Below are 24,173 nucleotides of genomic sequence, written 5' to 3'. Positions count from 1 at the left end.
TCCCACCCGCGAGCGGCGGCGGCCGGCGCGGGCATGCCTAGACTCACGCCAACTTCAGAAGGCCCACCATGCGCATTCCCCGCCACTCCCGCCTCGCCACCGCCGCTGCCGCCGCCCTCGCCCTGCTGGCGCCGGGCGCGCAGGCGCAAACCCAGTCCCAGCTCGAACGGGTGGAGATCACCGGCTCGGCCATCAAGCGCATCGAGGGCGAGACCGCGCTGCCGGTGCAGGTCATCACGCGCAACGACATCGACAAGGCCGGCGTGACGACCGCCGCCGAGCTGATCGCCCGCCTCAGCGCCAGCGCCAACAACCTGACGGACGGCGGCAGCATCGGCACCGGCGGCTTCCGCGACCAGATGGGCTTCAACGCGGCCAACCTGCGTGGCCTGGGCGTGTCGTCCACGCTGGTGCTGCTGAACGGCCGCCGCATGGCCAACTTCGCGTCGCCGGGCGACGGCGCCGGCGTGGACCTGAACAGCATCCCCGCCGCGGCGATCCAGCGCGTCGAAATCCTGCTGGACGGCGCGTCGTCGCTGTACGGCTCGGACGCGATCGGCGGCGTGATCAACTTCATCACCCGCAAGGATTTCCGCGGCATCGACCTCAGCGTGCTGGCCGGCAACACCCGCGAGGGCGGCGCAGCCAAGCGCTCGGCGACGCTGGCCGGCGGCTTCGGCGACTATGGCCGCGACGGCTTCAACGTGATGGCGGTGCTGGACCTGCAGCGAACCGGCAACCTCAATGCCAGCCAGCGCAAGTTCATCAAGGAACTGGACATCCCCGGCAACCTGCCGGACCAGCTGTCCAGCTACGGCTTCCCCGGCAACATGCGCCTGTCGAGCTCCCAGCGCGACACGCTGATCGCCGAAGGTTTCTCGGCCAATGGCAAGACGGTCATCGACTCCCGCAACGTCAACCCCGCGGCAGCCACCGGCTGCGCCCCGGCGAACGGCAGCCTGTACCTGCCCGACGGCATCGGCGGCACGGACGGCTGCACCTTCGATTTCATGCGCGACATCGAGCTCTACCCCAAGTCGCGCAAGAGCAGCCTGTTCACGCGCGGCGTCGTGGATCTGGGCGGCGGCCACCAGCTGTTTGCCGAGGCGTCGCTGGCCCGTGCCCGCACCTTCTACTCCGGCACGCCCAACCGCACCGACGTGGACCTGGACGTGTCCCAGGTGGCCGCGCTGCGCAACAGCGCGTTGAACGCGCTGGACGCGGACGACGAGGAACGCATCATCACGGTGCGCACCCGTCTCGTCGAAGCCGGCCTGCGCACCAGCGAGCTGGTGTCCACGGGCAACCGCTTCGTCATCGGCACCAACGGCACGCTGGACGGCTGGGACTATGAATGGGCCTACAACCACAGCACCAGCAAGGTGTCGGACCGCGATTCGCAGGGCTACCTGAACGAGCAGATGGTGCTGGACGGCTTCACCGCCGGCACGCTCAACCCCTTCGGCCCGTCCGATGCCGCCGGCCTGGCGCTGTACGAGCAGGCGCAGATCCGCGGCGAGGTGCGCCGCGCCATCGGCACGATGGACAGCCTGGACTTCCGCATGTCCAAGGGCCTGATGCCCCTGGCCGGTGGCGACCTGGCGCTGGCGCTGGGCGGCGAATTGCGCCGCGAGAAGCAGCGCTACCACCAGTCCGACGCGCTCAAGCAGGACAACATCATGGGCGAAAGCTCCCAGGGCCCGGACTCCGACTTCGGCAACTCGCGCAAGGTCAGCGCGGTGTTCGGCGAGATCAGCGCCCCCGTCACCAAGCAGTTGGAGGTGCAGGCGGCGATGCGCTACGAGCACTACCAGGTCAGCGGCGGCGCGCTCAGCCCCAAGGTCGGCCTGCGGTACGTGCCCACGCCTGAGCTGCTGCTGCGCGCGTCGCTGGGCAAGGGCTTCCGCGCGCCGAGCATGTCCGACCTGTACCGGCCGCTGACGCTGGGCAACGCGGCCGTCGTCGTGGACCCGGTCTGCCTGGACGCCGACCCCGACAACACCGCCACCGACTGCTCGGAAGGCTGGGGCACCTACAACTACAGCAACGCCAGGCTGAAGCCGGAGAAGTCGCGGCAGTTCTCGGCCGGCGCGGTGTTCGAGCCCCGCCGCGGCGTCAGCATCAACCTCGACTACTGGAACATCGAGAAAAGCAACCTGATCAGCACGCTGGGCGTGGACGTGATCCTGAACGACCTCAACAAATACGGTTCGCTGGTGCATCGCTACTGGGACCAGAGCCTGCCGGCCGACTGCGCCGACTATTACGACCCCGACGACTACGAGATCTGCGGCATCGACCTGATCAAGGAGAACCGCGGCAAGCAGAAGATCTCCGGCCTGGACCTGGGCCTGGCGCTGACCGGCCTGAAGACCGGCGTCGGCGAATTCAGCCTGCACCTGAACGGCACGCTGACGCTGAAATCCAAGCAGCAGACCGGCGACGGCGACCCCTTCGTCAGCAACCTGGGCCGCTTCGTGAACGACGGCGCCGTGCAGCGCTGGCGGCACACGCTGAGCCTGGACTGGGCGCAAGGCCCGTTCTCGGCCATGGTGTCCAACAGCTACCTGTCGGGCTACACCGACCAGCACATCATCGGCAAGGACGACCGCAAGGTCGCCGCCTACTCGCTGTGGAACCTGTCCGCCGCCTGGGAAGCGACGAAATCGCTCACCTTCCGCGCCGGCGTGCAGAACCTGTTCGACAAGGCGCCGCCGTATTCGCAGCAGGTCTACTTCTTCCTGGTCGGCTACGACCCGAGCTACACCGACCCGCGCGGCCGCTACGGCTACGTCAGCGCCCGCTACACGTTCAGGTGAGGGTGCGGTGTTCCGCGCTGGTCAAGTACCTGATCTTGGTACCATGCCGGCATGAAGCGGAAGCATCAGCGCACGCTTGAGCTGATCTTTGCGCGCCCGGTGAGTGGAAACGTCCCGTGGCGCGACATCGAGTCCTTGTTCGTGGAGCTGGGTGCCGAGGTGAGTGAGCGGGAAGGCAGCCGCGTTGCCGTCGTTCTGTTCGAAGAGGTGCGCGTGTTCCATCGACCTCACCCTTCTCCAGACACGGACAAGGGTGCCGTCGCAAGCGTCCGCAAGTGGTTGGAGCAGCACGGAGTGGAACCATGAACGTCATGACGGTGGACGGCTACCACGCGAAGATCGAATACGACGAAGAGCTGGATCTCTTTCGGGGTGAAATTCTCGGCCTGAACGGCGGCGCCGACTTTTACGGCAAGAACCCGAAGGAGCTGCGGGCCGAGTTCAGGAAATCACTCGGTGTCTTTCTGGAGGTGTGCAAGGAAAAGGGGCTCGAACCGCGACGCCACTTTTCCGGCAGGTTCAATCTGCGCATCTCGCCCGAGCTGCACGAACGGCTGGCCATCGAGGCGCAGGCCCAGGGCAAGAGCATCAACACCCTGGCTCAAGAGGCGCTCCAGGAGCACGTCGCGTCCTGAGGGCCATGCCATTCCTCCGCTCACGGAGGGCACTATCGGGCCGCGCCCTCCGGCGCCCCTTCAGGACGGACGATCTCGCGCACCCAGTCCGGCAGGGCGATGGCCTTGTCGGTGCGGGCGTCGAACCACAGCGTCGTCGCGCCGCCCTCGGCGTAGATGAGGCCCGGCTCGTCCACGCGCTCCAGCGTGATCCAGGTCTCGAAGGCGGTGCGGCCGGGGTCGCTGACGTAGTGCCGGGCCAGCACCTCGCCCGGCGCCTTCAGCTGCCGGTAGAAGTTGCAGAACGCGTTGACGATGACCGGCCCCTGGCCGCCCGGGTTGGGCGGCGCGCCGATGCGGGTCAGCCAGTCGATGCGCGCCATCTCCAGGTAGCGGAAGTACAGCGTGTTGTTGATGTGGCCCATCGCGTCCATGTCGCCCCAGCGCAGCTGGATGCGGTATTCATGGGTGAGCTTCTTGACGGCGGGGACGAGGTATCTCATGGTTTTTTTTGCTGGACGGGGTGGGTCAGGACACAAATAGACCCGGCGCGGCGGCCTTGTCGAGTTCAGGGCTCGATGCCGAGTTCCGCCGCGATGCGGTTGACCAGTTGCCGCAGCGCGGCGACCTCGGCGCGCAGCAGGGCCACGTCCTCGTCGCGCGGCGCCGCGGCGGCCACCGCCTGGTCGAACGACGCGGCCGGCCCGCACAGCAGGTGCGCCCAGCGGGCCTCGCGCGCGCCGGGCGCCTTCGGCAGCCGGACGGCGAACGGCGGCTCCCGGCCGGCCAGTTCCTCCAGGAAGCCCTCCACCGACGACACGTCCGCGAAGCGGTGCAGCCGCTCGGTGTTCTGGCGCAGCTCGGCCGCCGTCTGCGGGCCGCGCAGCATCAGCTGCGCCAGCAGCGCCACCGCCGCGCCGGGCACGCCCAGCGCCCGCGCGAAGTTGTGCTCGTAGCGCACGACGCGGCTGCCGCTGACCGTGTTGACGAGGTGCAGCGCCTTCAGCTCCTCCACCGTGGCCAGCACCTCGGCCTCAGCCACGTCCATCACCGGGTCGCGCGCCGTCTTCTGGTTGCAGCCGGCGGTCAGCGCGTTGGCGGACAGCGGGTAGCTGTCCGGCACGGTGGACTCCTTCTCGACGAGGACGGCCAGCACGCGGGCCTCCAGCGGGGTCAGGTCGCGGCGGCCCATCAGACGCCGAACCCGTCGTCGGCCTGGATCACCGCGCCGTTGATGAAGTGGCTCTCGTTGGCGCAGAGCATCAGCAGCGCGGTGTCCAGGTCCCGCGGCTGGCCGACGCGCTTGCGCGGCAGCAGCTCGACGAGCTTCCTGCCCTGCTCGGTGCCCCAGTGGTGGTGGTTGATCTCGGTGTCGATGTAGCCGGGGCAGATCGCGTTGACGTTGATGCCGTACTTGCCCCACTCCAGCGCCATCGCGCGGGTCATGTGGATGACGGCGGCCTTGCTCATCGCGTAGACGCCGATCTGGCCCAGCACGCGCAGGCCCGCCATCGACGCGACGTTGACGATGCGCCCGCCGACGAAGGCCCCCGGCGCCGCGCCGCGCGCGCGGGCCAGCATGCGCTTGCCCACCTCCTGCGCGACGAAGAAGGCGCCGCGCGTGTTGGTGTCCATCACGTAGTCGTAGTCGTTCTCCGTGACGTCGGTGAGGCGCTGCGTGGTGCTGACGCCGGAGTTGTTGATCAGGATGTCCAGCGTGCCGACCTCGGTCTCGGCGTGCGCCACCGCGGCCTTGATGCTGGCCACGTCGGTCACGTCCAGCGACACGACGTGGGCGTCGCCGCCGCCGCCCTCGATCTCGGCGCGCAGGTCCTTCAGCCGCTCGACGCGCCGGCCCGCCAGCACGACGCAGGCGCCCGCCGCGCTGAGCGTGCGCGCGAACTGCGCGCCCAGCCCGCTGGAAGCGCCGGTGACCAGGGCCACGCGGCCCTCCAGGTTGATGGAGTAACTCATGAGACTGCCTTGTGAATGGGTTGCGGCCATCCTACCGGCGTAGGCAGTGCGCACTAAAAAAGCACGGTCGTTCGTTTTTTGGCGCAACCTCTCTAGAATCGCGCGCAATTCAAAGCTGACGGAGACCTCATGACGCCCGAAGAGATCCTGGCCCAGTTCGGCCCCCGCGAGTCCATGGAATACGACGTGGTCGTGGTCGGCGGCGGCCCGGCCGGCCTGGCCACGGCCATCCGGCTGAAGCAGCTCAAGCCCGACGCCAACATCGTCGTGCTGGAAAAAGGCTCGGAGCCCGGCGCGCACATCCTGTCCGGCGCCGTGATGGACCCGCGCGCCCTCGCCGAGCTCTTCCCGGACTGGCAGGAGCGGGGCGCCCCGCTGCACCAGGCCGTGACCGGCGACGACGTGCTCTTCCTCAGCGAGACCGGCAGCAGCCGCACGCCCGACTTCCTCGTGCCGCGCAACTTCCACAACCACGGCTGCTACGTGATCAGCCTGTCGGACGTCGTCAAGTGGATGGCCCAGCAGGCCGAGGCGCTGGGCATCGAGATCTTCCCGGGCTTCGCCGCGGCCGAGGTGCTCTACGAGGAACAGGGCCCCCATCAAGGCGCCGTAAGGGGCGTGGCCACCGGCAACATGGGCCTGGGCAAGGACGGCGAGCCCACCGACCACTTCCAGCTCGGCATGGAGCTGCTGGGCAAGTACACCGTGTTCGCCGAAGGCGCGCGCGGCCACCTGGGCAAGCAGCTGCTCGCCAAGTACAAGCTGACCGAAGGCAAGGACACGCAGACCTTCGCCATCGGCATCAAGGAGCTGTGGGAAGTCCCCGCCGACAAGGCCCAGCCCGGCAGGGTCGTGCACACCGCCGGCTGGCCGATGCAGGGCGACACCTTCGGCGGCGGCTTCCTGTACCACCTGGCGGACAACAAGGTCACGCTGGGCTTCGTCATCGGCCTGGACTACGACAACCCCTACCTCAGCCCCTTCGAGGAGATGCAGCGCTGGAAGGCCCACCCCGCCATCCGCGCCCACATCGAGGGCGGCAAGCGCATCGGCTACGGCGCCCGCGCGATCAACAACGGCACGCCGCAGGCCCTGCCCAAGACCGTGTTCCCCGGCGGCTGCCTGGTGGGCTGCGACGCCGGCTACCTGAACGCCGCGCGCATCAAGGGCAGCCACGCGGCCATCAAGAGCGGCATGCTGGCCGCCGAGGCGCTGGCCCCGGCACTGGAGGCCGGCCGCGCGCAGGACGAACTGGCCGCCTACCCCGCCGCCTTCGCGCAGAGCTGGCTGAACGAGGAACTGCAGCAGACGCGCAACTTCAAGCTCTGGTTCAAGAAGGGCAAGACCACCGGCCAGCTGATGACCGGCATCGAGCAGTGGCTGCTGCCCAAGCTGGGCATCGCCAGCCCGCCGTGGACGCTGCACAACCACAAGGCCGACAACACCGCGCTGCGCCCGGCCGCCGAGTGCCAGCCCATCGCCTACCCCAAGCCGGACGGCAAGCTGACCTTCGACCGCCTGTCGTCGGTGTTCATCTCCAACACCAACCACGAAGAGAACCAGCCCGCCCACCTGACGCTGAAGGACGCGGCGGTGCCGGTGCAGGTCAATCTCGCCACCTACGCCGGCCCCGAGAGCCGCTACTGCCCGGCCGGCGTCTACGAATTCGTGCCCAACGAAGGCGGCAGCGGCGAGCGCCTGCAGATCAACGCGCAGAACTGCGTGCACTGCAAGACCTGCGACATCAAGGACCCGACGCAGAACATCGTCTGGGTCACGCCCGAAGGCGGCGGCGGGCCGAACTACGCGGGCATGTAGGCCCCGCCGCCCCAGCAGCCAGCGCGCGTCCCGGGCCCGCTGGCTTTTTCATGCCCGCCATCGCGCGGCCGCACGACAGGCCGCGCGGATGGCCGGCAGCGCCTCTCTATCATCGGCCCCCATGCATGCCAGCGCCCTGCTCAAGTTCCGCCCGCCCGGCGCCCCGGCCGACGAAGAAGTGGCCGTCGAAGTGCCGGTGGCGCTGACCGTCAACGGCGTGTCGCAGGCCGTCATGCTGGCCACGCCGGCGGACCTGGAGGACTTCGCGCTGGGCTTCGCGCTCGCCGAGGGCTGGATCCGCCACCGCGGCGAACTGCTGGACGTCGAGCTCACCGAACGCACCGAAGGCATCGAGCTGGCGCTGCGGGTGACGGCCGCGCGCGAACAAGGCCTGAAGCTGCGCCGCCGCCAGCTCGCCGGCCGCACCGGCTGCGGCCTGTGCGGGCTGGAGAGCCTGGCCGACTTCGCATCGCTGCAGCCGCCGGCCGTGCAGCCGCCCGAGCTGGCGCCCGGCGCACTCGCGCGGGCCATGGCCGCCCTGCCCCGCGCCCAGGTGCTGAACGCACGCTGCGGCGGCCTGCACGCGGCCGCCTGGTGCGCGCCGGACGGCACGCTGCGCCTGGCCCGCGAGGACGTGGGCCGGCACAACGCGCTGGACAAGCTCATCGGCGCCCGCGCCGCTGCGGCGGCGCCGCATGCGGGCGAGGAGCCCGGCTTCGTCGCCATGTCCAGCCGCGCCAGCCACGAGCTGGTGCACAAGGCCGCGATGGCCGGCATCGGCCTGCTGGCCTGCGTGTCCGCGCCCAGCAGCCTGGCCATCCAGACGGCCGAGCGGCTGGGCCTGCAGCTGTGGGCCTTCGTGCGCGAGGCGCGCGCGACGCGCTACGCCTGAACGGCAACCAAGCGCTGCACGGCGCGGAAATGAAAACGCCCCGGGGCAAAGCCGGGGCGTCGTGTTGGCGGAGAGGGAGGGATTCGAACCCTCGGTGCGGGGATACCGCACGCCTGATTTCGAGTCAGGTACATTCGACCACTCTGCCACCTCTCCTGGATTCAGTGCGAGTGAAGCCGGCCATTATAGCCAGCTTTTCGAGCGCCCAGTCCGGCTCAGCCTAAATACGGCAGTTGGGCATGCCCGAGGGGCTGGCGAGGCGGGTCGCTGGCAAGGCGCGCCGACGAAGTGGGCTGATGCCCACGAGGAGAAGCAACGCCGCCAGCGGCTCGCAGCGCCAGACCAGCGGGCATGCAGCGCTGCTCACCGACGTGGTGGCCTCCGCATGGGCGACAAGGTGTTGAAACATCAGCGCTTTCGATGAATGGCAAGCGGTCAACTGCCGGATTTAGAGCGGCTAACACAACCCTGTCATCGTCAGGCGGTTGAAGTGCGTTTGACGGTACATGGGTCGAACCAAGAACAAGGAAATCAGCGCGGCGCTGTTCAAGAAGATTGAGCCACTGCTGCCGGTATTCGTGCCCTCGGTCAAGGGCGGTCGTCCACGGGTGAGCGACGAGATGGCTCTGAACGGCATCCTGTTCGTGCTGCGCACCGGCATCCCCTGGGAAGAGTTGCCCCAGGAACTGGGCTTCGGCAGTGGCATGACCTGCTGGCGGCGACTGCGCCAATGGCAGGATGCCGGTGTGTGGCACCAATTGCATATGCTGTTGTTGGCCGAACTGCGTAGCGCCGGGCGGCTGGACTTCAGCCGAGCCAGCCTGGACGGGGCCAGCGTGCCCAGCCCCCGGGGGGCTCGCACACTGGCCCCAACCCCACGGACAGAGGAAAACTCGGCAGCAAACGTCACATCATCACGGACCGCCAGGGCATCCCGCTGATGTTCTGCGTGACCGGAGCCAACCGCCACGACTCGGTGGTCTTCGAGCAGTTGATCGATGCCTTGCCCGATGTGCGAGGAAAGCGTGGAAAGCCGCGCCGCTGGCCCGACAAGCTGCACGCGGACAAGGGCTACGACTTTGCACGCTGTCGGGAGCACCTCAAGCGCCGAGGCATCCAGGATCGGATCGCCCGCAGGGGTATCGAGCGCAACGACCGACTCGGGTGCCATCGCTGGGTCGTCGAACGCACGCATGCTTGGCTGGCCGCCTTCGGCAAGCTGCGCGTGCGTTTCGAGCGAAGCGTTCATACCCATGTGGCCTTGCTATCCCTGGCGTGCAGCGTCATCTGCGTGCGAGCATTGATTCAGTTTTGTTAGCCGCTCTTAGAGCGTGTTTACGATCTCATTTCCTCCGACAATTGTTGGGTGAAGAGGAAGCCGTACCCAAGCGACATCAGTCGAGAGAAGTTTGCCGAGATCGAGCCGCTGCTGCGCAGCGTTCGGCGCAGCACCAAGCCGATCAAGGTCGATCTGTACGAGGTGTTCTGCGCAGTGCTGTACCTGCTGCACACGGGTTGCCAATGGCGCTATCTGCCGCCGCAGTTCCCGAAGTGGCCCAGCGTCTATGCGTACTGGCGCAAATGGAGCGAGCCTGACCAGCACGGAGTGAGCGTGCTGGAGCAGGCTTTAAAAAAATCAGGTTGGCGCGGCCCGCGAGAGACAGGGGCGCAACGCCTGCAGCGCGTTCTTGATCGTGGACGCGCAGAGCGTGAAGAACACGGACACGGCGGGGTTCAAGGGCTATGACGCAGGCAAGAAGGTCTCGGGGATCAAGCGCCACATTGCGGTGGACACCCAGGGGCTTCCCCATGCCGTGGCGATCACGACGGCCGAAGTGACGGACCGCAAAGGAGCGCTGGCGGCATTCAAGCGCTGCAAGCCGTCGCTGGGACGGGTGCAAAGCGTGCTGACGGACAGCGGCTACACAGGCCAGCCCTTCGCGCAAGGCGTCAAGGACATCCTGGGTGAGCACGTGACGGTGCAGATCGCCAAGCGAAGCGAGTTGCACACCTTCAAGGTCATGCCCAAGCGCTGGGTTGTCGAGCGCAGCTTTGCCTGGTTGGAGAAAAACCGCAGACTGTGGAAGAACTGCGAGCGTTGGCTCAACACCAGCTTGCAGTTCGTCCATTTGGCGTTTCTGGCTCTGCTACTCAGGAGATCGTCAACACGCTCTTAGGCTCAGCCGCGCAGCACGTCGATGCCGCCCAGGTAGGGGCGCAGCGCCTGCGGCACCTCGATGGCGCCATCGGCCTGCTGGTAGTTCTCCAGCACCGCCACCAGCGTGCGGCCCACGGCCAGGCCGGAGCCGTTGAGCGTGTGCACCAGCTCGTTCTTGCCCTGCGCGTTCTTGAAGCGCGCCTGCATGCGGCGGGCCTGGAAGGCGCCCATGTTGGAGCAGGAGCTGATCTCGCGGTAGGTGTTCTGCGCCGGCAGCCACACCTCGAGGTCGTAGGTCTTGGTGGCGCCGAAGCCCATGTCGCCGGCGCACAGCAGCATGGTGCGGTACGGCAGGCCGAGCTTCTGCAGCACGGCCTCGGCGTGGCCGGTCATCTCCTCCAGCGCGGCCATGCTGTGCTCGGGCTGCTCGATGCGCACCATCTCGACCTTGTCGAACTGATGCTGGCGGATCAGGCCGCGCGTGTCGCGGCCGGCCGAGCCGGCCTCGGAGCGGAAGCAGGGGCTGTGGGCCGTCAGCTTGACGGGCAGGTCCTCGGCCTTCAGCACGCTCTCGCGCACGGTGTTGGTCAGCGAGATCTCCGAAGTCGAGATCAGGTACTGCTCGACCTGCTCGCCGTCGCCGCCGCGCAGCACCCAGAACATGTCTTCCTTGAACTTGGGCAGTTGGCCGGTGCCCTCCAGGACCTCGCGGTTGACGATGTAGGGCGTGTAGCACTCGGTGTAGCCGTGCTCGGTGGTCTGCACGTCGAGCATGAACTGCGCGAGCGCGCGGTGCAGCCGGGCGGCCGGGCCTTTCAGGAACGCGAAGCGCGAGCCCGACAGCCGGGCGCCGGTCTCGAAGTCCAGGCCCAGCGGGGCGCCGAGGTCGACGTGGTCCTTGACCTCGAAGTCGAAGCGGCGCGGGCTGCCCCAGCGGCGCAGCTCGACGTTGCCGGTCTCGTCCGCGCCGGCCGGCACGCTGGCGTCGGGCAGGTTGGGCACGCCCATCAGCATCTCGTTCAGCTCGGCCTGGATGGCGTCCAGCCGGGCGGCGCCGGCCGCCAGCCCGTCGGCGATGCCGCCCACCTCGGCCATCAGCGCGGCGGCGTCTTCGCCCTTGCCCTTGGCCATGCCGATCTGCTTGGACAGCGCGTTGCGGCGGGCCTGCAGTTCCTCGGTGCGGGTCTGCACGGTCTTGCGCTCGGCCTCCAGCGACTTGAAGCGCGCCACGTCGAGGTAGGGCTGCGGGGTCTTGCGCGCGTTCAGGCGCTCGATGACGGCGTCGAGGTCCTTGCGCAGTTGGGTGATGTCGAGCATGGGGGTCTTTCAGGATTCGGAGGCGAAAGCGGCGCCCAGATCAGCGCCGCCGGAAGCTGCAGGCACCGGCGTCAGGATGGTGAGCGCGTCACCTCGGCCATGGACTTGTCGCCCAGCCCCAGCGGCAGCGGGAAGCGCACATGCTCCTCGACGCCGGGCAGGCTGCGCACGGTTGTCGCGCCGAATTCGCGCAGGCGGTCGATGACGGCCTGCACCAGCACGTCGGGCGCCGAGGCGCCGGCCGTCAGGCCCACGCGCGGGCGGCCCGCCAGCCACTCGGGCTTCAGGTCCTGCGCGGCATCGACCATGTAGCCCGGCGTGCCCAGCCGCTCGGCCAGCTCGCGCAGGCGGTTGCTGTTGGAGCTGGTGGGGCTGCCGACGACGATGACCACGTCCACCTGCGGCGCCAGCACCTTGACCGCGTCCTGGCGGTTCTGCGTGGCGTAGCAGATGTCCTGCTTCTTGGGCTCGCGCACCTGCGGGAACACGCGCTTGACCTCGGCCAGGATCTCGGCGGCGTCGTCCACGCTCAGCGTGGTCTGCGTGACGACGGCGAGCCGGGCCGGGTCGCGGACCCGGACGCGGGCCACGTCCGCCACCTCTTCCACCAGGAAGATGCCGTCCGACAGCTGGCCCATCGTGCCCTCGACCTCGGGGTGGCCCTTGTGGCCGATCATGATGAACTCATAGCCCTCGCGGTGCAGCTTGGCCACTTCCACGTGGACCTTGGTGACCAGCGGGCAGGTCGCATCGAACACGTTGAAGCCGCGCGCGGCGGCCTCGCGGCGCACCTCCTGGCTGACGCCATGGGCGCTGAACACCAGCGTGGCGCCGGCCGGCACCTCGGCCAGGTCCTCGATGAAGATCGCGCCACGCGACCGCAGGTCGCTGACGACGTAGGTGTTGTGGACGATCTCGTGGCGCACGTAGATGGGCGCGCCGAACTTGACCAGCGCCCGCTCGACGATCTCGATGGCGCGGTCCACGCCGGCGCAGAAGCCGCGCGGCTCGGCCAGGATCACTTCGTTGGGATGCACGGCGGCGTTCATTACAGCACCCCGATCACTTGCACTTCGAAGCTGACCGGCTGGCCGGCCAGCGGGTGGTTGAAGTCGAACAGCAGCGCGTCGCCGCCCAGCTCGCGCACGATGCCGGCGTAGCCGCCCTGCCCGTCCGGGCCGGGGAACTGCACCACGTCGCCGACCGCGTAGCTCTCGTCCGGGTCGCCCAGCGTGCGCAGCAGCGACAGCTTCACGCGCTGCAGCAGCTCGGGGTTGCGCTCGCCGAAGGCCTCGCCCGCGGGCAGCTCGAAGCGCTCGTGCGCGCCTTCCGGCAGGCCGATCAGGCGGGCTTCGAGGGCCGGCGACAGCTGGCCGGCGCCCAGCGACAGCGTCGCCGGCAAGGCGCCGAAGGTGTTGACGATGTCGGCGCCGTCCGGGCCCGAGAGCCGGTAGTGCAGCGTGAGGAAGGAGCCGGCCTGGATGGGATTCATTCGAGAGGGGTCGGGGAGCGCTTGGCTAGACTACCGATTTTATGCCGCTGACCCACCTGCCCCCGGACGCCCGGCCGCGCGAGAAGCTGCTCGCCCGCGGCCCGCAGGCGCTGGCGGACGCCGAGCTGCTGGCCCTGCTGCTGCGCACCGGCCTGCAGGGCATGCCGGTGCTGCAGCTGGCGCAGAGCCTGCTGGACCGCTTCGGCGGCTGGGCCGGGCTGCTGGCGGCCAGCGTGCAGGACCTGGGCCGGGTCAAGGGCCTGGGGCCGGCCAAGCGCGCGGAGATCGCCGCCGTGCTGGAGATCGCCCGGCGCTCGCTGAACCAACAGCTGGCCGAGAAGCCGGCGCTGCACAGCGGCGACACCGTGAAGACCTACCTGCGGCTGCACCTGGGCGGCCTGGGGCACGAGGTGTTCGCGGTGCTGTTCCTGGACGCGCAGCTGCGGCTCATCGCGCTGGAGACGCTGTTCACCGGCTCGCTCACCGCCACGACCGTGCATCCGCGCGAGGTCGTCAAGCGCGCGCTCGCGCTGGGCGCCGCGGCGGCCATCCTGGCGCACAACCACCCCAGCGGCGATGCCGAGCCCTCGCCCGCCGACCAGCTGCTGACCCGGCAGCTCGTGCAGGCGCTGGCGCTGGTGGAGGTGCGCGTGCTGGACCACTTCGTCGTTGGCGCTGGCGAGGTGGTGTCGTTCGCCGAGCGGGGGCTGCTGTGACCCTGAATCCGGCAGTTGGGCATGCCCGAGGGGCTGGCGAGGCGGGTCGATGGCAAGGCGCGACGACGCTGCGGGCTCATGCCCGCGAGGAGAAGCAACGCCGCCAGCGGCCCGCAGCGCCAGACCAGCGGGCATGCAGCGGTGCCCACCGAAGTGCTGATCTCCGCATGGGCGACAAGGTGTTGAAACATCCGGGCTTTCGATGAATGGCAAGCGGTCAACTGCCGGATTTAGGGTGACCCAGGCCGTGCGCAGCCTGGCGGACCTGCAGCCGCTGGCCCGCGAGCTGGCCGCCGCGCGGCGGGCGGCCGAGGCGGAGCGCGAGCGGCGGGCCGCGGCGCTGCGGCTGGCGGAGCAGGAGCGCCGCGTGTTCGAACTGAGCGTCGGCCCCGTCACGCCGCTGCGCAGTACCGGCCGCGCCGTCCCCATGCGCGCGCAGCCCGCACCCGAGCCGCGCCAGCGCGAGGCCGACGAGCGCGCGGTGCTGCTGCAGGCGCTGTCCGACGAGATCGACGTCGACAGCCTGCTGGAAACCGACGAGACGCTCTCCTACCGCCGCGAGGGCATCGCCGTCGCGGTGGTGCGCAAGCTGCGCCGCGGCCACTGGGCGCTGCAGGCGCAGCTGGACCTGCACGGCCTGCGCCGCGACGCCGCGCGCGAGGCGCTGGGCCGCTTCATCCACGACAGCGCCCGGCGCGGCCTGCGCTGCGTGCGCGTCATCCACGGCAAGGGCCACGGCTCGCCGGGCCGCGAGCCGGTGCTCAAGGCCCGCGTGCGCCGCTGGCTGGTGCAGAAGCACGAGGTGCTGGCCTTCGTGCAGGCGCGCGCCAGCGACGGCGGGGCCGGCGCGCTGATGGTGCTGCTTGGCAGCGAACCAGGCCCGGGGCCGGGCTGACGGAACGGGAACGGATCAGGTCAGCTTGCGCACCGGCGGCTGCTGGTTGACCATCCACGCTGCCGTGCCGGCGAACGACTCCTCCAGCCGCGCGCGCAGCGCCGGGTCCACGCCGCACTCCCGCAGGGCCTGCGCCATGCAGGCCACCCATTCCCGGCTCTCCTGCACGCCGATGCGGAACGGCAGGTGCCGCGCCCGCAGCCGCGGGTGGCCGAAGCGGCTGACGTAGTGGTCCGGCCCGCCCAGCCAGCCGCACAGAAACCAGAACAGCTTGTCGCGCGCGTCGTCCAGGCTGTCGCCATGCGTGGCGCGCAGCGCGGCGTAGGCCGGCTCCAGGTCCATCAGGTCGTAGAAGCGGTCGACCAGCTCGCGCACGCGCGCCTCGCCGCCGAGCCACTCAAACGCCGTCGCGGGGTGCTGTTCCGAAGACATGCGGGTGTCTCGCCTTTCTTACCCCGCGGCCGTCACGGCGCCGGGCCGTCGGCGGTGCAGGGCATGGAGCATTCAGCCAAGGAGCTTGGCGGCCAGCGCCCGGATGGCCTGGGCCGCGTCGCAGCCCGGGTAGTGCTCCAGCATCAGCTGGCGCTTGAGCACGGCCTGGCGGACGGCCGTGTCGGCCCGCACCTCGCCCAGCAGCTCGAGCTTGAAGCCCTGCCCCGGCACCGCACCGACGAAGCGCTGCAGCACCTGCTGCAGTTGCCCGCAGATCAGCCGGCCCTCGCCGACGCGGTTGGCCTGGTTGACCAGCAGGCCCACGTGGCGGCGCTCCTGCTGCGTGGCCAGCACCTTGATGGTGGCGTAGGCGTCGGTCAGCGACGTGGGCTCCGGCGTGGCGACGACCAGCACGTCGGCGGCCAGCGAGACGGCGTACAGCACGACGTCGGAGATGCCGGCACCGGTATCGAGCAGCACCCAGTCGAAGCGGGGCTTCACGCGGTCGATGATGTCCAGCAGCTTGTCGCGCACCTCGGGCGTGAGCCGCGAATACTCCACCATGCCCGAGCCGGCCAGCAGCACCGAGAAGCCGCCCGGCGCGGGCAGGATGGCCTGCTCCAGCGTCGCGGCGCCGGTGAAGACGTCGTGCAGCGTCAGCTTGGGGTGCAGGTTCAGCACCACGTCGAGGTTGGCCAGGCCCAGGTCGGCGTCCAGCACCAGCACCTTCTGGCCCTGCGCGGCCAGCGCGGCGGCGAGGTTGGCGGTGACGAAGGTCTTGCCCACGCCGCCCTTGCCGCTGGTGATGGCGAGCGTGCGGGCGCCTGCGCGCGGCGGGCGGGGGGCCGCGGGATCGGGGGTCGTGCTCATCGGAAAGCCTTCGTGCTTCGCACTGCGGTGCGAGCCCCTGCGGGCGGCCTTGCGGGTCTCATGGCAGGTCCTGTTGCGTGTCGGGGTTCAGCGGGGCGAACAACATGCCCTTTTCTTCGGCGCTGACGAGGGAGTCGACCTGGGGTTCGAGGCAGGCGCGGTTGCGGCCTTCGGCCTTGGCGCGGTAGAGCTGGCGGTCGGCCCGCTCGGTCCACAGCAGCGGCGACGAGCGCACCCACTGCGGCGCGAACGCGCCGCCGAGGCTGATGGTGACCTGGAGCACCTGGCCGCTGCCGACCGGGATGCCCAGCTGCGACACCCGCTCGCGCACGCGCTCGGCCACCGCCAGCCCCACGTGCGTGGCGCAGTTGGGCAGGATGATGGCGAACTCCTCGCCGCCCACGCGGGCCACCAGGTCCATGGGCCGCACGGTCTGGGCCACGGCCGTGGCCACCGCGCGGATGACCTCGTCGCCGGCGCCGTGGCCGTGGGTGTCGTTGATGGCCTTGAAGTGGTCGATGTCCAGCATCAGCAGCAGCGCGGCCTCGCCGGAGCGGGCGACGCGGTCCACCTCGCGGGCCAGCGCCATCTCGAAGCTGCGGCGGTTCACGAGGCCGGTCAGCGCGTCCTTGCTGGAGAGGTCGCACAGCGCGTCCAGCAGCGCCTGCAGCCACGCCTGGCTCCGCGGCTCGCCGTCGGGCAGCGCGGCCCCGGCCTGCTGCAGCAGCTGCAGGGCCTGGTCCAGGTCGAGCGCCCGGGCGTCGATCAGCGGCGGAGCGGGCAGGCGGTGTTCCAAGGGATCGGGCGGGAAGGCGGGCGGGTGGGGACGGGCTGCGGGGCAGTCTAGCAGCGGGCCCGCCGGCGCCAGGTCGTGAAACAGGCACGTTCCTCCGGCCTGTTTGCGCCGTCCGGGCCCGGCGCGGGCCGCGCGGGCGGGCCTGCGGTGCAGAATCGTCGCGCCGACGCCCCAGGCTGCGAGCAGCCCCGAAAACCCCGCCACGACACATGCCCGCACCCGGTCCCGCCCACGGCAATGACGCACCCGACCACGAGTTCAGCTTCAGCAAGGCCGACTTCGACCGCGTGCGCGAGCTGATCTACCGGCACGCCGGCATCAGCCTGCACGACGGCAAGCATGCGATGGTCTACAGCCGGCTGTCGCGCCGCCTGCGCGACACCGGCCACAAGAGCTTCGGCAGCTATCTGCAGTGGCTGGAGGCCTCCAGCGGCCCGTCGGGCGCGGCCGAGTGGCAGGAGTTCGTCAACTGCCTGACGACCAACCTGACCTCGTTCTTCCGCGAGGAGCACCACTTCCACGCGCTGAAGGACGACCTCAAGCCCTTCGCCGGCAAGCCGGTGCGCATCTGGTGCTGCGCGGCGTCCACCGGCGAGGAGCCCTATTCCATCCTGATGACCTGCAGCGAGGCGCTGGGCAGCGGCGCGGCGGTGCAGCTGGTGGCCAGCGACATCGACACCAATGTGCTGGCCACCGCGCGGCGCGGCGTCTACAACGCCGACTCGCGCGGGCTGGACGCGGCCCGGCTGAAGAACTTCTTCATGCGCGGCACCGGCGCCAACGCCGGCAAGATGCGCGTCAAGCCCGAGTTGCAGCGCTGGGTGGAGTTCCGCCCGCTGAACCTGATGGACACGCAGTGGGCGCTGGGCGACCCCTTCCACATGGTGTTCTGCCGCAACGTGATGATTTATTTCGACGCGCCCACGCAGCGCAAGGTGCTGGAGCGCATCCACCGCGTGATGCGCCCGGGCGGGCTGCTGTTCGTGGGCCACTCCGAGAACTTCACCGAGTCGCGGGACCTGTTCAAGCTGCGTGGCAAAACCATCTACGAACGGGTCTGATCCATGAGTACGGCTCCCACTTCCGCACCGCTGCTCGGCAACCCCGCCGCGCAGGCCCGCGTCAGCCAGCTCAAGGCGCTGCCGCGCAAGCCGGGCGAGGCGTCGTTCTTCTTCTACGACGCCCACTTCAAGAACGCGGCCGTCAAGATCCTGCCCGGCGAGTACTTCGTCGACACCGAGGACCTGCTGGTCATGACCACGCTGGGTTCGTGCATCGCCGCCTGCCTGTGGGACCGCGTGGCCCGGATCGGCGGCATGAACCACTTCATGCTGCCCGAGGGCAACGGCGACTCGGGCCGCTACGGCACCTATGCGATGGAGCTGCTGATCAACGAGATGATGAAGCGCGGCGCCAGCAAGGCGCGCATGGAGGCCAAGATCTTCGGCGGCGGCGCCGTCATCTCGGGCATGAACTCGCTGAACGTCGGCGAGCGCAACACCAATTTCGTCATCGACTTCCTGAAGCTCGAGCGCATCCCCATCGTCTCCAAGGACGTGATGGACGTGTACCCGCGCAAGGTGTGCTTCCTGCCGGCCAGCGGCAAGGCCATGGTCAAGCGCCTGGCGCCGACGAACACCGACGCGCTGGTCCAGCAGGACCGCGCCGCGATCCAGAAGGTGCAGCCGGTCGCCAGCGGCGGCGGCTCCATCGACCTGTTCTAGTAGGAGAGATTCCCCCATGGCCAAGACCAAGGTTGTCGTGGTCGACGATTCGGCGCTGGTGCGCTCCATCCTCACCGAGATCATCAACCGCCAGCCCGACATGGCCTGCATCGGCGCGGCCGCCGACCCGCTGCTGGCGCGCGAGATGATCCGCAACCTCAACCCCGACGTCATCACGCTGGACGTGGAGATGCCGCGCATGGACGGGCTGGACTTCCTGTCGCGCCTGATGCGGCTGCGGCCGATGCCGGTGGTGATGGTGTCCACGCTGACCGAGCGCGGCGCGGACGTGACGCTGAAGGCGCTGGAGCTGGGCGCGGTGGACTTCGTCGCCAAGCCCAAGATCGGCGTGGCCGACGGCATCCGGCTGCTGGCGCAGGACATCACCGACAAGATCCGCATCGCCGCCAAGGCGCACATCCGCCGCCACGTGGCGCCGCCGCCCGGCGCGGCCGCGCCGCCGCCCGCGCGGCCCGTGACCATGGCCAGCCTCGGCAAGGCGTCCACCGAGAAGCTCATCTTCATCGGCGCGTCCACCGGCGGCACCGAGGCGACCAAGGACGTGCTCGTCAACCTGCCGGCCGACAGCCCGGCCGTCGTCATCACCCAGCACATGCCGCCCGGCTTCACGAAGAGCTACGCGGCGCGGCTGGACGGGCTGTGCAAGATCCGCGTCAAGGAGGCGCAGGACGGCGAGCGCATCCTGCCCGGCCACGGCTACATCGCGCCCGGCGGCCTGCACCTGACCGTGGAACGCAGCGGCGCCAACTACGTCGCCCGCGTGCAGGACGGCGAGCCGATCAACCGCCACAAGCCCTCGGTGGAGGCGCTGTTCCTGTCGGCGGCCAAGGTGGTCGGCCCGAACGCGATCGGCATCATGCTGACCGGCATGGGCGCGGACGGCGCCCGGGCCATGAAGGTCATGAAGGACGCCGGCGCCTACAACTACTGCCAGGACGAGGCGAGCTGCGTCGTCTTCGGCATGCCGCGCGAGGCCATCGCGGCCGGCGCGGCCGACGAGGTGCTGCCGCTGAACCAGATCGCCGCCAAGGTGCTGGAGCGGCTGCGCGCGACGTCGGGCCTGTCGCTGAACCGCATCTGACGCGCGCTACAGGAAGAGCTGCTGCAGGTCGCTGAGGAAGTCGAAGCCGCGCGCGGTAGGCTGGATGCGCGCGGGGTCGGCCTCCAGCAGCCCGCGCCCGCGCGCCGCCGCCAGCCCGGCCGCGATGCTGGACGGCGGCAGCCCGGTGCGCTCCAGGAACTGCGCCAGCGCCACGCCCTCCTTCAGCCGCAGCGCGTTCAGCATGAACTCGAACGGCAGGTCCCGGCGCGCCACCTCGTGCTCGTTGCTGACCTTGTTCGCCTGCGCCATGTAGGCCGCCGGCTCGCGCCAGCGCACCTGGCGCAGCACGCGGTGCGGGAAGCTCAGCTTGCCATGCGCGCCGGCGCCGATGCCGAGGTAGTCGCCGAACTGCCAGTAGTTGGTGTTGTGGACGCAGCGGTGGCCGTCGCGCGCATAGGCCGACACCTCGTAGCGCGCCAGGCCCGCGGCGGCGGTCCGGGCGGTGATGAGGTCGAGCATGTCGCTGGCGAGGTCGGCGTCGGGCAGGCCGGCCGGCGTGCGGTTGGCGAACACCGTGTTGGGCTCGATGGTCAGGTGGTAGATGGACAGGTGCGGCGGCGCGAAGGCCAGCGCCGTGTCCAGCTCGCGGGCCAGGTCGTCCAGCGTCTGGCCGGGCAGCGCGTACATCAGGTCGAGGTTCCACGTCTCGAACGCGGCGGCCGCCTCGGCCAGCGCCTCGCGCGCCTGGGCGGCGCTGTGGACGCGGCCGAGCCGCCGCAGCTGCGCATCGTCGAAGCTCTGCACGCCGACCGACAGCCGCGTGACGCCGGCCGCGCGGAAGCCCCGGAAGCGCTCGCGCTCGAAGGTGCCGGGGTTGGCCTCCAGCGTGATCTCGCAGCCCGGCTCCAGCGGCAGGCGGGCGCGGATGTCGCTGATCAGCTCGGCGATCCGTTCCGGATCGAACAGGCTGGGCGTGCCGCCGCCGATGAAGACGCTGACCACCGGCCGCCCCCAGACCAGCGGCAGCGCGGCCTCCAGGTCGGCGCGCAGCGCGGCGAGGTAGGCGGCGGCCGTGTCCGGCGACAGGCCCGACTTCATCTCGTGCGAGTTGAAGTCGCAGTACGGGCATTTGCGCAGGCACCAGGGCAGGTGCACGTACAGCGACAGCGGCGGCAGCGCGGGCAGCTGCAGCGTGCCCGGGCGCATCAGGTGGGCCAGCTCAGCCAAGCCGCCAGGCCTCGCGGAACTGCGCGATGAGCTGCGCCGCGGCCAGCGCGCGGTGGCTGTGGCGGTTCTTGTCCCCGGCCGACAGGCTGGCCACGGAGCCGCCGAGCGCGGGGATGTGCATCAGCGGGTCGTAGCCGAAGCCGCCCGCGCCGCTCGCCGCGGCCAGGATCTCGCCCATCCAGCGGCCCATGGCGATCAGCGGCTCCGGGTCGTCGCCGCTGCGCACGGCCACCAGCGCGCAGACGAAGCGCGCGCGGCGGTCGCCGACGCCGGCCATCTCGCGCAGCAGCCGGGCGTTGTTGGCGGCGTCGCTCTTCTCGCCGCCGGCGTCCAGCGCGTAGCGCGCCGAGCGCACGCCGGGCGCGCCGCCCAGCGCGTCGACGCTGAGGCCCGAGTCGTCCGCCAGCGCCGGCAGGCCGCTCAGCCGGGCCGCATGCCGGGCCTTGGCGAGCGCGTTCTCGACGAAGGTGTCGAACGGCTCCTCGGCCTCCGGGATGCCAAGGCTGCCCTGGTGGACCAGCTCGATGCCGAGCGGCGCGAACAGTGCCTGCAGCTCGGCGAGCTTCTTGGCGTTGTTGGAGGCGAGGACCAGCTTCATGCCCGTCAGGCCTTCGCCACGGCCTGCAGCGCCGCCTGCTGCGCGGCCAGCAACTCGCCGATGCCCCGCTCGGCCAGGTCCAGCAGCGCGTTCATCTCGGCACGCGTGAACACCACGCCCTCGGCCGTGCCCTGCAGCTCGACGAAGCCGCCGGACGCCGTCATGACGACGTTCATGTCGGTGTCGCAGGCCACGTCCTCGACGTACTCCAGGTCCAGCAACGGCGTGCCGTCGACGAGGCCGACCGAGATCGCGGCCACGGCCTCCTTGATGGGCGAGCGGGCGAGCCTGCCGTCGGCCAGCAGCCGGTTGACCGCATCCTGCGCGGCGACGAAGGCGCCGGTGATGGCCGCCGTGCGCGTGCCGCCGTCGGCCTGCAGCACGTCGCAGTCCAGCGTGATCGTGCGCTCGCCCAGGGCCGCGAGGTCGAACACCGCGCGCAGCGAGCGGCCGATCAGGCGCTGGATCTCCTGCGTGCGGCCGCTCTGCTTGCCCTTGGCCGCCTCGCGGTCGCCGCGGGTGTGGGTGGCGCGCGGCAGCATGCCGTATTCGGCCGTCACCCAGCCCTCGCCGGAGCCGCGCTTGTGCGACGGCACGCGCTCCTCGACGGAGGCGGTGCACAGCACGCGCGTGCCGCCGAACTCGATGAGCACCGAGCCCTCGGCATGCACGGTGAACCCGCGGGTGATGCGCACCGGGCGCAATTGGTGGGCGGCGCGGCCGGCGCCGCGCGTGAAGCTGTGGGTCATGATGGAAAAGAAAGGGTTAGCGGCGGTTCTGGCCGCGGCCGGACTGGCGGATGACTTCGTTGATCTCGCGCACCGAACGCTCGATCTCCTCGTCGTCCATGGCGGCCACGAGGTCGGCGTCCAGCGCGCCCTGGATGGTGGAGGCGAAGCCGGAGTGGCCCAGGCTCTGCGTCGTGTCGCCGCCGGGCTCGTCCTCGCCTTCCCACTCGATGGCCAGCACGGTGACGTTGTCGCAGCGCTCGCCGCCGCGGCGCAGGGCCTGCTCGACGAGGTCGGGCGCGGCGTCGGAGACGCCCTGGTCGGCCAGCTGCTGGACGATCTCGTGGTCCTCGACATTGCCCCACAGGCCGTCCGAGCACAGCAGGAAGCGGTCGCCCGGCTCCATGACCATCGGCCCCTGGCAGTCCACCATGGGCTTGCCCGGGCTGCCCAGGCAGGTGAACAGCACGTTGCGGTTGAACGGCTCGATGCCCCGGCCGACGCGGCCCAGGGCTTCGTGCAGCTCGGAATAGGAATGGTCGCGCGTGCGGGCGATCAGCCGCGCCGCGCGCACCAGGTACAGGCGCGAGTCGCCGCAGTGCGCCCACCAGGCCTGGTTGCCCTGCAGGATGCAGGCGACCACCGTCGTGCGCGGCGTGTCGGACAGGCCCCGGCCCTCGGCATAGCGCAGCAGCTGCTCGTGGGCGATGACGATGGCGTCCTGCAGGAAGCGCTGCGGGTCGTCCAGCACCGGGCGGGCGTCCTGCTGGAACAGCGCGGCCAGCGTCTGCAGCGCGATCTGCGCGGCGACCTCGCCCTCGGGGTGGCCGCCCATGCCGTCGGCCAGCGCGAACAGCCCGGCCTCCTGCGTGAAGCAGTAGCCCATGCGGTCCTCATTGGTCTCGCGGCCGCCACGGCGGCTGACCTGGAAGACGTTGAACCTCAAGCCGGGGCTCCCACGAGGGCGCTCACGGAGGCGTTCTTCGCCAAGCCGGCGCGGGCTTGCTTCGGGCGGCCCGGCGCGGCGCTCATGCCTTCGCCCCGGACTTCAGGTTCTCCAGCTGCAGCTTCAGGCGCTCGCTGAAGGACAGCTTGGTGTAGCGCCGCTCCGTCTCGCGGGCCAGTTCCTTCTGCAGCGCGAACACGCTCTGCGGGCGCGACAGCGGGTCCAGCGACATGCACCACTCGGTCACCTCGATGAGGTTGTCGGAATAGACATTGCGCAGGCGCGACAGGCTCAGGCCGAGCCGGTCCTTCTCCAGCCGCTGCGGCGCGTCGTTGGGCGGGTAGCCCTGCATGCAGGCGTAGATGCAGGCACCGATGGCGTAGATGTCGGTCCACGGGCCCAGCGAGCCGTCGCGGCGGTACATCTCCGGCGCGGCGAAGCCCGGTGTGTACATCGGGCGGATGAAGTTGCCCTCCTTGCTCAGCACCTCGCGCGCGGCGCCGAAGTCCAGCAGCACCGCCTTGTTGTCGTTGGTGATGAAGATGTTGGCCGGCTTGATGTCCAGGTGCAGCATCTTGTGCTGGTGGACGATGCGCAGGCCGCGCAGGATCTCGTCGAACAGGCTGCGGATGGTGGACTCGCGGAACACCTTGTCGCGCTTCATGTCGCGCGCGGTGACGATGAAGTCCTGCAGGGTGTCGCCCTGCAGGTAGTTCATGACCATGTAGACGGTCTCGTTCTCGCGCAGGAAGTTCAGCACCGACACGACGCTGGGGTGCGAGATCTGCGCCAGCGAGCGACCTTCCTCGAAGAAGCTCTTCAGGCCCAGGCGGTACAGCGGCTGCTTCTCGGGCTTGACGCGCGGCGTGAGCTCGCCCGGCGAGCGTTCGGCCAGTGACGAGGGCAGGTATTCCTTCAGCGCCACCAGATGATGGTCGGGGTCTTCGGCCAGGTACACCACCCCGAAACCGCCTGACGCCAGCCGCTTGATGATCTGGTAGCCCCCAACCACCGTGCCTGCGGGCAACGGCGCCGGCTTCGGCTTGGACATAATCGCGTTTTGTCTGTATTGCGAGATGCGAAATGCCAGTCTA

26 protein-coding genes and 1 tRNA gene are annotated in these 24,173 nt (G+C 69.9%); 12 read left to right on the top strand and 15 right to left on the bottom strand.

From position 1 onward, the window contains the following. The first annotated feature begins 68 nt into the window (after positions 1-68). Genes QM788_RS12745 through QM788_RS12735 form a run of 3 tightly spaced genes read left to right on the top strand, consistent with a single transcriptional unit; the run spans position 69 to position 3,454 of the window. The gene (locus tag QM788_RS12745) at positions 69-2,819 is read left to right on the top strand and encodes a TonB-dependent receptor (RefSeq protein WP_415661848.1); all 2,751 of its coding nucleotides are present in this window, start codon (positions 69-71) and stop codon (positions 2,817-2,819) included. Between the two features lie 51 nt (positions 2,820-2,870). After that, on the top strand, positions 2,871-3,125 hold the full coding sequence (locus QM788_RS12740; RefSeq protein ID WP_415661847.1) for a type II toxin-antitoxin system HicA family toxin: 255 nt from the start codon (positions 2,871-2,873) through the stop codon (positions 3,123-3,125). Beyond that, positions 3,122-3,454, top strand: coding sequence for a type II toxin-antitoxin system HicB family antitoxin (locus QM788_RS12735; RefSeq protein WP_415661846.1), 333 nt, complete (start codon positions 3,122-3,124; stop codon positions 3,452-3,454). The genes QM788_RS12740 and QM788_RS12735 overlap by 4 nt, the downstream gene beginning before the upstream one ends. A 32-nt stretch (positions 3,455-3,486) precedes the next feature. Here QM788_RS12735 and QM788_RS12730 read toward each other — a convergent pair whose 3' ends face one another. The 3 genes from QM788_RS12730 to QM788_RS12720 all read right to left on the bottom strand — a co-directional run bounded on the left by QM788_RS12730 (position 3,487) and on the right by QM788_RS12720 (position 5,407). After that, the gene (locus QM788_RS12730) at positions 3,487-3,936 is read right to left on the bottom strand and encodes an acyl-CoA thioesterase (RefSeq protein WP_415661845.1); all 450 of its coding nucleotides are present in this window, start codon (positions 3,934-3,936) and stop codon (positions 3,487-3,489) included. A gap of 65 nt (positions 3,937-4,001) precedes the next feature. Then, complete coding sequence (locus QM788_RS12725) at positions 4,002-4,625, bottom strand: YceH family protein (RefSeq protein WP_415661844.1); 624 nt, start codon at positions 4,623-4,625, stop codon at positions 4,002-4,004. Continuing rightward, positions 4,625-5,407: an SDR family oxidoreductase gene (locus QM788_RS12720; RefSeq protein ID WP_415661843.1), complete on the bottom strand. Its 783-nt coding sequence runs from the start codon at positions 5,405-5,407 to the stop codon at positions 4,625-4,627. Before QM788_RS12720 ends, QM788_RS12725 begins: the two co-directional genes overlap by 1 nt. A gap of 129 nt (positions 5,408-5,536) precedes the next feature. On the opposite strand from QM788_RS12720, the gene QM788_RS12715 reads away from it, so the two are divergent. Both QM788_RS12715 and fdhD read left to right on the top strand, forming a co-directional pair. Next, positions 5,537-7,225, top strand: coding sequence for an electron transfer flavoprotein-ubiquinone oxidoreductase (locus tag QM788_RS12715; RefSeq protein WP_415661842.1), 1,689 nt, complete (start codon positions 5,537-5,539; stop codon positions 7,223-7,225). A 121-nt stretch (positions 7,226-7,346) separates the two neighbouring features. After that, positions 7,347-8,117 carry a formate dehydrogenase accessory sulfurtransferase FdhD gene (gene fdhD / locus QM788_RS12710; RefSeq protein WP_415661841.1) on the top strand — a complete coding sequence of 257 codons (771 nt, stop codon included), beginning with the start codon at positions 7,347-7,349 and terminating at the stop codon, positions 8,115-8,117. A gap of 65 nt (positions 8,118-8,182) precedes the next feature. Here the strand turns inward: fdhD and QM788_RS12705 are convergent. Then, a tRNA-Ser gene (locus QM788_RS12705) sits at positions 8,183-8,273 on the bottom strand. Between the two features lie 350 nt (positions 8,274-8,623). Between QM788_RS12705 and QM788_RS12700 the strand changes: the two genes are divergently transcribed. Further along, positions 8,624-9,435 (top strand): IS5 family transposase gene (locus QM788_RS12700; RefSeq protein WP_415659607.1). Its coding sequence is split into 2 segments (ribosomal slippage): positions 8,624-8,954 and positions 8,954-9,435, totalling 813 coding nucleotides; the frame shifts between segments, so codons are not numbered across the junction. A 48-nt stretch (positions 9,436-9,483) separates the two neighbouring features. After that, a protein-coding gene (locus tag QM788_RS12695) for an IS5 family transposase (protein ID WP_415659828.1) occupies positions 9,484-10,294 on the top strand; the annotation gives its coding sequence in 2 pieces (ribosomal slippage) (positions 9,484-9,747 and positions 9,749-10,294; 810 coding nt in all). Between the two features lie 2 nt (positions 10,295-10,296). Here the strand turns inward: QM788_RS12695 and serS are convergent. The 3 genes from serS to QM788_RS12680 all read right to left on the bottom strand — a co-directional run bounded on the left by serS (position 10,297) and on the right by QM788_RS12680 (position 13,084). Next, positions 10,297-11,592, bottom strand: a complete 1,296-nt coding sequence (gene serS / locus QM788_RS12690; RefSeq protein ID WP_415661840.1) for a serine--tRNA ligase — start codon at positions 11,590-11,592, stop codon at positions 10,297-10,299. Between the two features lie 71 nt (positions 11,593-11,663). Continuing rightward, positions 11,664-12,641, bottom strand: coding sequence for a 4-hydroxy-3-methylbut-2-enyl diphosphate reductase (gene ispH, locus QM788_RS12685; RefSeq protein ID WP_415661839.1), 978 nt, complete (start codon positions 12,639-12,641; stop codon positions 11,664-11,666). Then, on the bottom strand, positions 12,641-13,084 hold the full coding sequence (locus QM788_RS12680) for an FKBP-type peptidyl-prolyl cis-trans isomerase (protein WP_415661838.1): 444 nt from the start codon (positions 13,082-13,084) through the stop codon (positions 12,641-12,643). The genes ispH and QM788_RS12680 overlap by 1 nt, the downstream gene beginning before the upstream one ends. Positions 13,085-13,125: 41 nt before the next feature. Here QM788_RS12680 and radC point away from each other — a divergent pair, with 41 nt between their 5' ends. After that, positions 13,126-13,800 (top strand): RadC family protein, encoded by a 675-nt coding sequence (radC, locus tag QM788_RS12675; protein WP_415661837.1) that lies wholly within the window; start codon positions 13,126-13,128, stop codon positions 13,798-13,800. Between the two features lie 235 nt (positions 13,801-14,035). Continuing rightward, the gene (locus QM788_RS12670) at positions 14,036-14,695 is read left to right on the top strand and encodes a Smr/MutS family protein (RefSeq protein ID WP_415661836.1); all 660 of its coding nucleotides are present in this window, start codon (positions 14,036-14,038) and stop codon (positions 14,693-14,695) included. A gap of 15 nt (positions 14,696-14,710) precedes the next feature. Here QM788_RS12670 and QM788_RS12665 read toward each other — a convergent pair whose 3' ends face one another. From QM788_RS12665 to QM788_RS12655, 3 genes are all read right to left on the bottom strand, one after another. Continuing rightward, positions 14,711-15,127 carry a group II truncated hemoglobin gene (locus QM788_RS12665; protein WP_415661835.1) on the bottom strand — a complete coding sequence of 139 codons (417 nt, stop codon included), beginning with the start codon at positions 15,125-15,127 and terminating at the stop codon, positions 14,711-14,713. A gap of 72 nt (positions 15,128-15,199) precedes the next feature. Beyond that, positions 15,200-15,997, bottom strand: a complete 798-nt coding sequence (locus QM788_RS12660) for a MinD/ParA family protein (protein ID WP_415661834.1) — start codon at positions 15,995-15,997, stop codon at positions 15,200-15,202. A gap of 58 nt (positions 15,998-16,055) precedes the next feature. Further along, positions 16,056-16,793 carry a GGDEF domain-containing protein gene (locus tag QM788_RS12655; RefSeq protein ID WP_415661833.1) on the bottom strand — a complete coding sequence of 246 codons (738 nt, stop codon included), beginning with the start codon at positions 16,791-16,793 and terminating at the stop codon, positions 16,056-16,058. Between the two features lie 209 nt (positions 16,794-17,002). Here QM788_RS12655 and QM788_RS12650 point away from each other — a divergent pair, with 209 nt between their 5' ends. Genes QM788_RS12650 through QM788_RS12640 form a run of 3 tightly spaced genes read left to right on the top strand, consistent with a single transcriptional unit; the run spans position 17,003 to position 19,619 of the window. Beyond that, the gene (locus tag QM788_RS12650; RefSeq protein WP_415661832.1) at positions 17,003-17,854 is read left to right on the top strand and encodes a CheR family methyltransferase; all 852 of its coding nucleotides are present in this window, start codon (positions 17,003-17,005) and stop codon (positions 17,852-17,854) included. A gap of 3 nt (positions 17,855-17,857) precedes the next feature. Next, complete coding sequence (gene cheD / locus QM788_RS12645) at positions 17,858-18,517, top strand: chemoreceptor glutamine deamidase CheD (protein WP_415661831.1); 660 nt, start codon at positions 17,858-17,860, stop codon at positions 18,515-18,517. 16 nt (positions 18,518-18,533) lie between these two features. Beyond that, positions 18,534-19,619, top strand: a complete 1,086-nt coding sequence (locus QM788_RS12640) for a protein-glutamate methylesterase/protein-glutamine glutaminase (RefSeq protein WP_415661830.1) — start codon at positions 18,534-18,536, stop codon at positions 19,617-19,619. A gap of 6 nt (positions 19,620-19,625) precedes the next feature. Here the strand turns inward: QM788_RS12640 and hemW are convergent, their stop codons facing one another. The 5 genes from hemW to QM788_RS12615 all read right to left on the bottom strand — a co-directional run bounded on the left by hemW (position 19,626) and on the right by QM788_RS12615 (position 24,130). Further along, entirely contained in the window at positions 19,626-20,786 is a 1,161-nt protein-coding gene (hemW, locus tag QM788_RS12635) for a radical SAM family heme chaperone HemW (RefSeq protein ID WP_415662983.1), read from the bottom strand. Positions 20,787-20,799: 13 nt separating this feature from the next. Next, positions 20,800-21,405 (bottom strand): non-canonical purine NTP pyrophosphatase, encoded by a 606-nt coding sequence (locus tag QM788_RS12630; RefSeq protein WP_415661829.1) that lies wholly within the window; start codon positions 21,403-21,405, stop codon positions 20,800-20,802. A gap of 5 nt (positions 21,406-21,410) precedes the next feature. Further along, positions 21,411-22,154: a ribonuclease PH gene (gene rph / locus QM788_RS12625; RefSeq protein ID WP_415661828.1), complete on the bottom strand. Its 744-nt coding sequence runs from the start codon at positions 22,152-22,154 to the stop codon at positions 21,411-21,413. Positions 22,155-22,170: 16 nt separating this feature from the next. Further along, positions 22,171-23,079 carry a PP2C family protein-serine/threonine phosphatase gene (locus tag QM788_RS12620; RefSeq protein ID WP_415661827.1) on the bottom strand — a complete coding sequence of 303 codons (909 nt, stop codon included), beginning with the start codon at positions 23,077-23,079 and terminating at the stop codon, positions 22,171-22,173. A gap of 82 nt (positions 23,080-23,161) precedes the next feature. Then, positions 23,162-24,130, bottom strand: coding sequence for a serine/threonine protein kinase (locus tag QM788_RS12615; RefSeq protein ID WP_415661826.1), 969 nt, complete (start codon positions 24,128-24,130; stop codon positions 23,162-23,164). Between the last annotated feature and the right edge of the window lie 43 nt (positions 24,131-24,173).

It is taken from the genome of Roseateles sp., from assembly GCF_047654785.1.
Taxonomy (GTDB): Bacteria; Pseudomonadota; Gammaproteobacteria; order Burkholderiales; family Burkholderiaceae_C; genus Pelomonas.
This window is presented reverse-complemented; position numbering and strand designations above follow the sequence as displayed.